Source organism: Gulosibacter sediminis (genome assembly GCF_030011715.1).
GTDB lineage: Bacteria > Actinomycetota > Actinomycetes > Actinomycetales > Microbacteriaceae > Gulosibacter > Gulosibacter sediminis.
The window spans coordinates 1-287 of record NZ_JASCYH010000109.1 but is presented as its reverse complement, the minus strand read 5'-3'; the positions used below and the strand labels follow the sequence as shown (position 1 = coordinate 287).

The 287-nt window shown below is 67.9% G+C and carries 1 pseudogene; it reads right to left on the bottom strand.

The annotated features are described in order from the left end of the window. Positions 1 to 277: pseudogene (locus tag QM019_RS12760) on the bottom strand (peptide synthetase); the annotation flags it as partial. Between the last annotated feature and the right edge of the window lie 10 nt (positions 278 to 287).

Here is a 287-nt window from a genome sequence, read left to right as displayed (position 1 = left end):
GCGTTGGAGTGCCGGCACCGTCATTGACGAACGCGGTGTGCAGCGTGCCGTGTGTCGCGACCACCGCTTGCCACGCTTCGGCGAGGTCATCGCGATCGCCCTGCGCGGTCAGCCGAAACGTAATACCCATCCAAGAGCCGGAGCGGTCGCCGAGCCCGGCATGCCGCGCCTGGGCGAAGGATGCGGGGAGGGCGCGCCCCAGCGCCGCCACCGGGAGTTCGTAGCTGTGCAACGGTCCGAATGGCAGGTTGAGGTAGGACACGTGCGTGACACGCATGGCGCTACTA